At 57.0% G+C, this 6,908-nt stretch carries 5 protein-coding genes and 2 pseudogenes; 4 read left to right on the top strand and 3 right to left on the bottom strand.

Going from position 1 to position 6,908, the window contains the following annotated elements; genetic code table 11:
* Positions 1-439 (bottom strand): annotated as a pseudogene (locus tag A3722_RS15660) (Mu transposase C-terminal domain-containing protein); the annotation flags it as partial.
* 150 nt (positions 440-589) lie between these two features.
* On the opposite strand from A3722_RS15660, the gene A3722_RS15655 reads away from it, so the two are divergent.
* Both A3722_RS15655 and A3722_RS15650 read left to right on the top strand, forming a co-directional pair.
* Positions 590-1,687, top strand: a complete 1,098-nt coding sequence (locus A3722_RS15655; protein WP_067626725.1) for a tyrosine-type recombinase/integrase — start codon at positions 590-592, stop codon at positions 1,685-1,687.
* Positions 1,688-1,881: 194 nt separating this feature from the next.
* Entirely contained in the window at positions 1,882-2,088 is a 207-nt protein-coding gene (locus A3722_RS15650) for a hypothetical protein (RefSeq protein ID WP_067626723.1), read from the top strand.
* Between the two features lie 261 nt (positions 2,089-2,349).
* On the opposite strand, the gene A3722_RS15645 is transcribed toward A3722_RS15650, so the two are convergent.
* Both A3722_RS15645 and A3722_RS15640 read right to left on the bottom strand, forming a co-directional pair.
* The gene (locus A3722_RS15645) at positions 2,350-3,417 is read right to left on the bottom strand and encodes a ParB/RepB/Spo0J family partition protein (protein ID WP_067626721.1); all 1,068 of its coding nucleotides are present in this window, start codon (positions 3,415-3,417) and stop codon (positions 2,350-2,352) included.
* A 1-nt stretch (position 3,418) separates the two neighbouring features.
* Complete coding sequence (locus A3722_RS15640; protein ID WP_150120096.1) at positions 3,419-4,723, bottom strand: AAA family ATPase; 1,305 nt, start codon at positions 4,721-4,723, stop codon at positions 3,419-3,421.
* A gap of 467 nt (positions 4,724-5,190) precedes the next feature.
* Here A3722_RS15640 and A3722_RS15635 point away from each other — a divergent pair, with 467 nt between their 5' ends.
* Positions 5,191-5,778: a DnaA N-terminal domain-containing protein gene (locus A3722_RS15635; RefSeq protein WP_161488227.1), complete on the top strand. Its 588-nt coding sequence runs from the start codon at positions 5,191-5,193 to the stop codon at positions 5,776-5,778.
* Positions 5,779-5,832: 54 nt separating this feature from the next.
* Positions 5,833-6,506, top strand: a pseudogene (locus A3722_RS23485) (IS6 family transposase).
* Positions 6,507-6,908: the final 402 nt, after the last annotated feature.

The raw sequence follows: 6,908 nt of genomic DNA, 5'->3' as shown, positions 1-6,908 counted from the left end.
GCGCCGCCATGAGCTCCGCCGGATCTATCGCCGCCACACGGTCCCGCAGCGTGGTCCAGCACGGGGGACGCAAACCCCTCTGACTGCACCGCCTGCGGACCTCCTTTTGCAGGGCGTTGATGCTCGGCTTCTGGAGGGACTTGTAGAACTCCTCGATCGCCCCCGAAATCACCGCTTCGATCTCGTCAGGCAGCCGGCGGCTACCCGTTGGTGTCCCAACCTGAGCCGCCAGCAAGGAACTGGCGACCGGGCGCGCCTTGTACGCTGAGATCAATTCATACAGGCGAGAGCGCTTGAGGCCAAGATCGCGGCAGGCCTTTAGGAATTCGGCACGGTTCGGTGGCGCATTGCTCGCCAGCCGTCGGATCACTCCCTCACGCGCAACCGCCCGTTCCCATGCCGCATCATCTACGGCGTTGATGTCTGAGCGATCCACCATGGCCAAAACCCAAAAAAGGTATCTTATGTCCGATAATGAAACTATAGTCCGGGAATGAAACAGGAACATGAATTCAATGTATTCAATAACTTAGAGTCCAGTAATGAAGCAAGAGCGACATCTCAATACTAATGAGTTTTCGGGGGAAACATGGCCAAAAAGGACGAGAAGTTGAGCTCAGCACGTCCTCGTACATCCAAAGATGCTCAGGGTGGCGCACGAGATCAAGAGAACAGTAAAGGCATCACCCTGCCCTCGCATGTGGCTGGCTCAGGCACTCTCGATCAACTGGTAGAAACCGCACGCGGCTATGCAAAGCAAGCGGCCTCTGAGAACACCCTGAAGGCCTACGCGAAAGACTGGGCGAACTTTGCCCGCTGGTGCAGACTGAAGGGAACGGATCCTTTGCCGCCTTCACCCGAGATGATCGGGATCTACTTCGCCAACTTGGCGGCACCCACGGGAAAGGCCCCTGCCCTCTCGGTCTCGACCATCGAGCGCCGTCTTTCTGGCCTTAGTTGGAACTACAAGCAACGCGGCTTCAATCTCGACCGCAAGAACCGGCATATAGCCACAGTGCTGGCCGGCATCAAACGCAAGCATGCACGCCCCCCGGTGCAGAAGGAAGCAATCCTCGCCGAGGATATCCTCGCGATGGTGGACACCCTTCCTTTCGACCTCCGCGGTCTGCGAGACCGGGCCATCCTGCTCCTCGGCTATGCAGGCGGTCTGCGCCGGTCGGAAATTGTCAGCTTGGACGTCCACAAGGACGACACGCCGGACTCGGGCGGTTGGATCGAGATCTTCGACGAGGGTGCCCTACTCACTCTCAATGCCAAGACCGGCTGGCGCGAGGTCGAGATCGGCCGTGGCTCTAAGGATCAATCCTGCCCTGTCCATGCGCTCGAGCAATGGCTGCGCTTCGCCAAGATCGACTTCGGCCCGATCTTTGTAAGCACCTCGCGCGATGGCAAACGCGCATCTGAGACCCGGCTTAACGACAAACATGTCGCACGCCTGATCAAGCGCACAGTCCTGGACGCCGGAATTCGGTCGGACTTGCCTGAGAAGGAACGGCTCGCACTGTTTTCTGGTCATTCGCTGCGTGCCGGCCTCGCCAGTTCGGCAGAAGTTGATGAACGTTATGTCCAGAAGCAGCTCGGGCACGCTTCGGCCGAAATGACCCGCCGTTATCAACGCCGGCGCGACCGGTTCCGAGTGAACCTGACGAAGGCAGCCGGGCTGTGACGAGGATCAGCAGTCTTCGGATTTCAACGCCGAAAGTGAAGCAACAAGGCGAGGGAGATCGCTGCGGGCGGCTGGGTCATCCTGAATGAAAACGGCATGGTTCTGTTCTTGCGCGCCTAGTCCGGCCTGCGCGAGATCAAAACCCTCCCGCGCGCGCTGATCAAATTTGCTCGGTACATGCCGTCGAACGCTAAGTGTACTATGCCAAGATAAACGCAAGTCCGCTGTTCCGCCGCACCATCCGCGACAACAACCGCGTGCTGGATGCGCAACAGTCAGACAAACACGTGGCGCAACTGATCAAACAGACGGTGCTGGCCGCCGGACTGCGCAGCGACCTGCCGAAAAAGCAACGCCTCGCCTTATTCTCGGGCCAGTCCCTGCGCGCCGCACAGGCATAGCCTCCGATGGAAATGATGTGGGCCTAACGGCGCCCCGGCATCGTCACAGAATACGCTGATGTGGGGCATCGCCGTGGATAACATCGGTCAATTGCAGGTGAGAACATGGGTGAAACCGGGCAGGGGCGTCAAATTTGGGTCATTCCTTTCAAATTCTCCCGCCCCTGCGGGATACAAGCGCCCTCGCCGCACCCCACTAAATAATCAACTATTTGATTTTAATAGACAAAAAACGAGGTAACCCATGGGTTACCCCTATCTTTATAGCGGTCTTACACTTGAACCGCTGCGCAGCTCATCCTCAAAGGCTTTGATCGCGCGTTCCAGCAAAGGCTTGGGAATGGCGGCGAAATCATCCTTGCTGACGATTCGGCATTCACCCCGCCGCGCCGTCACCTTGAGGGAGCCGACGTGAAACTCAAACTTCTCACGCGGCTCCAGCTTTTTCTTTTGGGTCTGCGGCGTTCCCTTGGTGGCCTCCACAAATCCGGCCAGCACCTTGTTCTGTTCCTCAGGGGTTTGGCATCCCTGCAGCTTGGCGCGCAGCGCCTCGGCCGCGTCCTGGGTCTTGAACGCCCGCGCCACATCAACACCTAAGTTGCGTGAAATTGCCTTGGGGAAAGGCAGCACATCGCCCAGTTGCGACAGCAGAAAAACAAAGCTGCGGATGTAGGATTTTTTCATCTTGTGCAGCGAACCGTACAGCCGCGCCACCAGAGCATCGGGGTCCGGCTCCCCCACCCCGCCATCTTGCGCGGCGGTGATGACAACCTGTGCCATCTCGGCAAAGGTCAGATCTTCGCGAACGACGTTTTCTTCGACCATGTCAATATAGCGCGCCAACCGCCCATCATCGCCGCGTTCGATCCGCGCGGTGATCGTGCCAAAACGCGCATCGCCGGTTTCCGCCATCAGTTGCGACAGCGCGGTAAAACGACGCCACCCTTTCTTTAGCTGGTAACTCCCGTCCGGCCCCGGATAGACTTCGATGGGTTCCTTCTGGCCCCGCTCGCGGATCGAAGCCTTGAGTTCCTCCATCTCGTCCGAGGATGCCACGGCTTCCAGATCCATCCGGTCACGAGGTAAATCGTCGGCCGAGATCTGCGACAATTCCAGCGCGACCAATACGCGGCCTTCGTCCTGTGCGGCGCGGAACGCTTCGGCGTCTTTGGCATTCTGGCGGCGCTTTTCGATTTTGGCGTCGGTGGCATCTGTCAGGCTTTCCGCGGCTTCGCGCACCGCGGCACCCATCGGCCCGACCGACCGTTCGCGGCGTCTCGGGGCGTCGGGCTCCACCGGGGCAAAGCCGAATTTGTTGCTCTTGGCCATGTCACATCTCTCCTGTTTCTATGGCGCGGTCCCAGGCGTTCAGCATGGTTTCCCTGAATTCCTCATAAGATCGGTCAAAACTTTGCCGCGCGCGCTTCCAGGTTTCGCGGGTCATCTGGCGGTAGTCCTGTTCGTAAACCGACATCTGAAACCGCCCCGATTGTTCGACCGCCCGGGTCATTTCAATCGGGTTCTGGCAAACGTCAGCGCCAAAGACATTGCGAAAAGCATCCATCATCGCGGTATGCAAAGGGTTGTTGGTTTCAAAGCGGGTCATAAGGATACGGATGTCCATAAACCGTTTAGGAAGCGTTATACCTGCGTCCGCTGCCAGCTTACCAAACCCGTCCGAGATATCCTCCATCGCGTCGCCCAACTGGCCCAGATAGCTGGTGGTGGAATCGTATTCCCAGTAACCGGGACCAGAGGGGATATAGAGAATATCAGCTGCAAACGCTGCGTTTAGAGACTGGTAGCCGATGGCGGGCGGGCAGTCGAAAATGATGACGTCATATTGATCGTCGGGCAGTTCATCGAGATACCGCGCCACACATCCAAAGAACGACCATGCCTTGTGCAAGGCCCGGTATTGCGCGCTGGCAAATTCGACAAAGGCCGCGTTAGCGCAGCTGGGGATGATGTCGATGGTGGGCCAGCAGGTGGGCTGGATGAAATCCTGCGTCCGCTGCGCGCCGATGCTTTGCACATCTTCGGGCAGTTCATCGGAGGCGGGGTAAGGGCATTCTTCGGGCAGGTCATAGCTGTTCATGATCCGGTCCGCCTCGTGGCACAGATCGCGGCACATGACGCCCCAGACGGTGTTGCCTTCCTTCACCTCGACCAGGCCCATGGAGTGGGTGAGCGTGGCCTGCGGATCAAAGTCAATACACAGCACGCGATAGCCATCAAGCGCGGCAGCATTTGCCAGGTGCTGCGCCACGACGGTCTTGCCCACGCCGCCCTTGAAGTTGGACACGGCAACGCGGATGGCGCGGCCATCGGGGCGGCGGGGCAGCAGTGTTTTACCCCGGAACCGCAGGCGGCGGCGCAGTTCGTTGATTTCCTTAAGCGAGAACCAGCGCTGGCGGCCATCATCCTGGGTTTCGCCCTGGGGCAAGGTGGGGTCATCGGCCAGTTTCTTGCGCAGGGTATCGGGGGGGATGTCGAACATGAACTGGCTGATTTCCCAGATCGAGAAGGGGCGCAGTGCCTTGACGACGCCAGGATCGAATGTTGCGCGCCGCACAGATGCCTGTTGTGCGAGACTGCGCGCGTTCATGTCCTGAAGGTCTGAATGGTCTCTCATGATGCTGCTCTTGCTATTTTCGTATTTTTCTTCAATAACGGGATATGACCAAATTGGCAAAAGCAAACTTTGGGCTTTTGAGATCCTGTAAATCGGTCACGCCATCTGGATCGCAGGACAATTCAACTATATTTGGTGACAGATAGAGAAGTTTCCAACCAGTTTTGGTGACACGAAAGCGTCGATAAGGTGACATAGTGGCGTCACCCTATACCTTATATACCTGATTCATATATTATGTTTGAAATTCTTGTATTTCGGGGAACATTGACAGAAATCGGGATTTCATGCAGTTATAAACCTCAATGAGAATCGACCCAATGGTGGTCGGCGTTGTGAGGTGAGACAGTGAGATTATCATGGAACCAAAGCGGCTGACCGGACCCGGTGCAGGGTCTATGAAATATGATGTGCTGACAGCACTAAGCGTTTCGGGGCTGCATGGCGCCCCAGCCCAACAAATTTCGATGACACGACTTTGTACCCTGATCACGGCACGGTACAATTGGAAACTGGACCATTTCTGCGTTGGCCAGCCAGAAATGGCGCGGATGTGGCATGTGACGGAACGTACCGTAAAACGCGAGATCAAACGCTGGGTGGATGACCGGCTGTTGATCTGTGTGCGCAAGGGGGTACGGGGCAGGGTCGGGGCCTATCGGCTGAACATTCTGCGGGTGTTTGAAATATCGCGCGCGACCTGGGCCGCCGTCGGCACGGATTATGCCGAACGGATGGAGAGCATGGACCCGGCCCAAAGTTCTTCGGTGGTGAAGGTCGATTTTGCCAAGACGGTGCAAGATGTCCCGCCCGTGAACGATGGTACGTCGTGGTCGGCGGTGTCAGAGCGGCTGCGCGCGCTTTATCCTGACAAGCATCGCAATTGGTTCGCGCCCCTGCGTTTTGTGTCGGACGAGGGCGGGCGGTACACGCTGGCCGCCCGCAGCGGGTTTGTTGTGCGCTATCTTGAGACCCATTTCAGCACCGTCATCGCAGAGGCGGTTCAGGCCGAAGTCGGGCTTGGCAGGCGCATTGTTCTGATCGCAGATGTCTAGGGCACGGCGTGATGTGGCGCGGTGGGGACATCTCAAATGCCGGTACGCGTGCGCATGACCAAACCCAAGCAATCTGGTGCCTTTTCAGGCCACCGTTTTCAACCTGAAATTATCGCATACGCCGCCTGGACCTATCATCGATTTCCCATGAGTTTGCGTGATGTTGAGGATCTGTTAGCCGCACGCGGTGTTGTGGTCAGCTACGAGACTTTCCGCACTAGGGTTGCGAAGTGCGGGTTATAATACGCCAACGCTATCCGCGGAGGTCGACCTAAGGTGGCGGACAAATGGCACCTGGCCGAAGTCGTCCTTCCGATAAATGGTAAGAAGTATCGGCTGGGGCTGCGCCGTCGACAGCAAAGGCAATGTGCTGGACATCCTCGTGCAATCCTGGCGCAATAAACGGGCCGTCATTCGGTTCTTCCGTAAATTATTCAAGGCATTTGGTGAGGCGCGGTGATCGTCACCGATAAACTCAAAAGCTACGGGCCGCCCTGAAGGAGCCTGCCCCGGGAATAGAGCATCGCAGCCATAAGGGCATCAACAACAGATCCGAAGGGTCGCACCGTCCCACCCGACGACGAGAAAAGGTCATGGGTAGGTTCAAATCAACCCGCCAAGCACAACGGTTCTTATCCATCCATAATCAGGATCAAACCATCTTCCGTCCGCGCCGCCATACACATTCAGCCGCTGCCTATCGTCAAACCAGAGCAGAGGCCCACTGAATTTGGGGCGACATCACGCGTGAGTTGATGACGACCTAAGATCTAGCGCCCTCGCTTTCGATGCCAGAAACGCCGATAACTTGACGATGCCCATGAAACTTATCAGAGCGTGCTGAGGTCAATTTATCGCGTTCTACGCCCATGATTTTCCAAAGATCCACTCAATTTAAGATGTCGCTCTTGCTTCATTACTGGACTCTAAGTTATTGAATACATTGAATTCATGTTCCTGTTTCATTCCCGGACTATAGTTTCATTATCGGACATAAGATACCTTTTTTGGGTTTTGGCCATGGTGGATCGCTCAGACATCAACGCCGTAGATGATGCGGCATGGGAACGGGCGGTTGCGCGTGAGGGAGTGATCCGACGGCTGGCGAGCAATGCGCCACCGAACCGTGC

It is taken from the genome of Sulfitobacter sp. HI0027, assembly GCF_001634775.1.
Classification (GTDB): Bacteria; Pseudomonadota; Alphaproteobacteria; order Rhodobacterales; family Rhodobacteraceae; genus Sulfitobacter.
Note: the sequence above shows the minus strand (reverse complement) of the source record. Positions and strands in the feature narration are given on the sequence as shown.

Excerpts from the sequence above, each read along its gene's own strand:
- A3722_RS15655 (WP_067626725.1), top strand. The coding sequence starts at position 590 with ATGGCCAAAAAGGACGAGAAGTTGAGCTCAGCACGTCCTCGTACATCC.
- A3722_RS15645 (WP_067626721.1), bottom strand. The coding sequence starts at position 3,417 with ATGGCCAAGAGCAACAAATTCGGCTTTGCCCCGGTGGAGCCCGACGCC.
- A3722_RS15640 (WP_150120096.1), bottom strand. The coding sequence starts at position 4,723 with ATGAGAGACCATTCAGACCTTCAGGACATGAACGCGCGCAGTCTCGCA.
- A3722_RS15635 (WP_161488227.1), top strand. The coding sequence starts at position 5,191 with ATGACACGACTTTGTACCCTGATCACGGCACGGTACAATTGGAAACTG.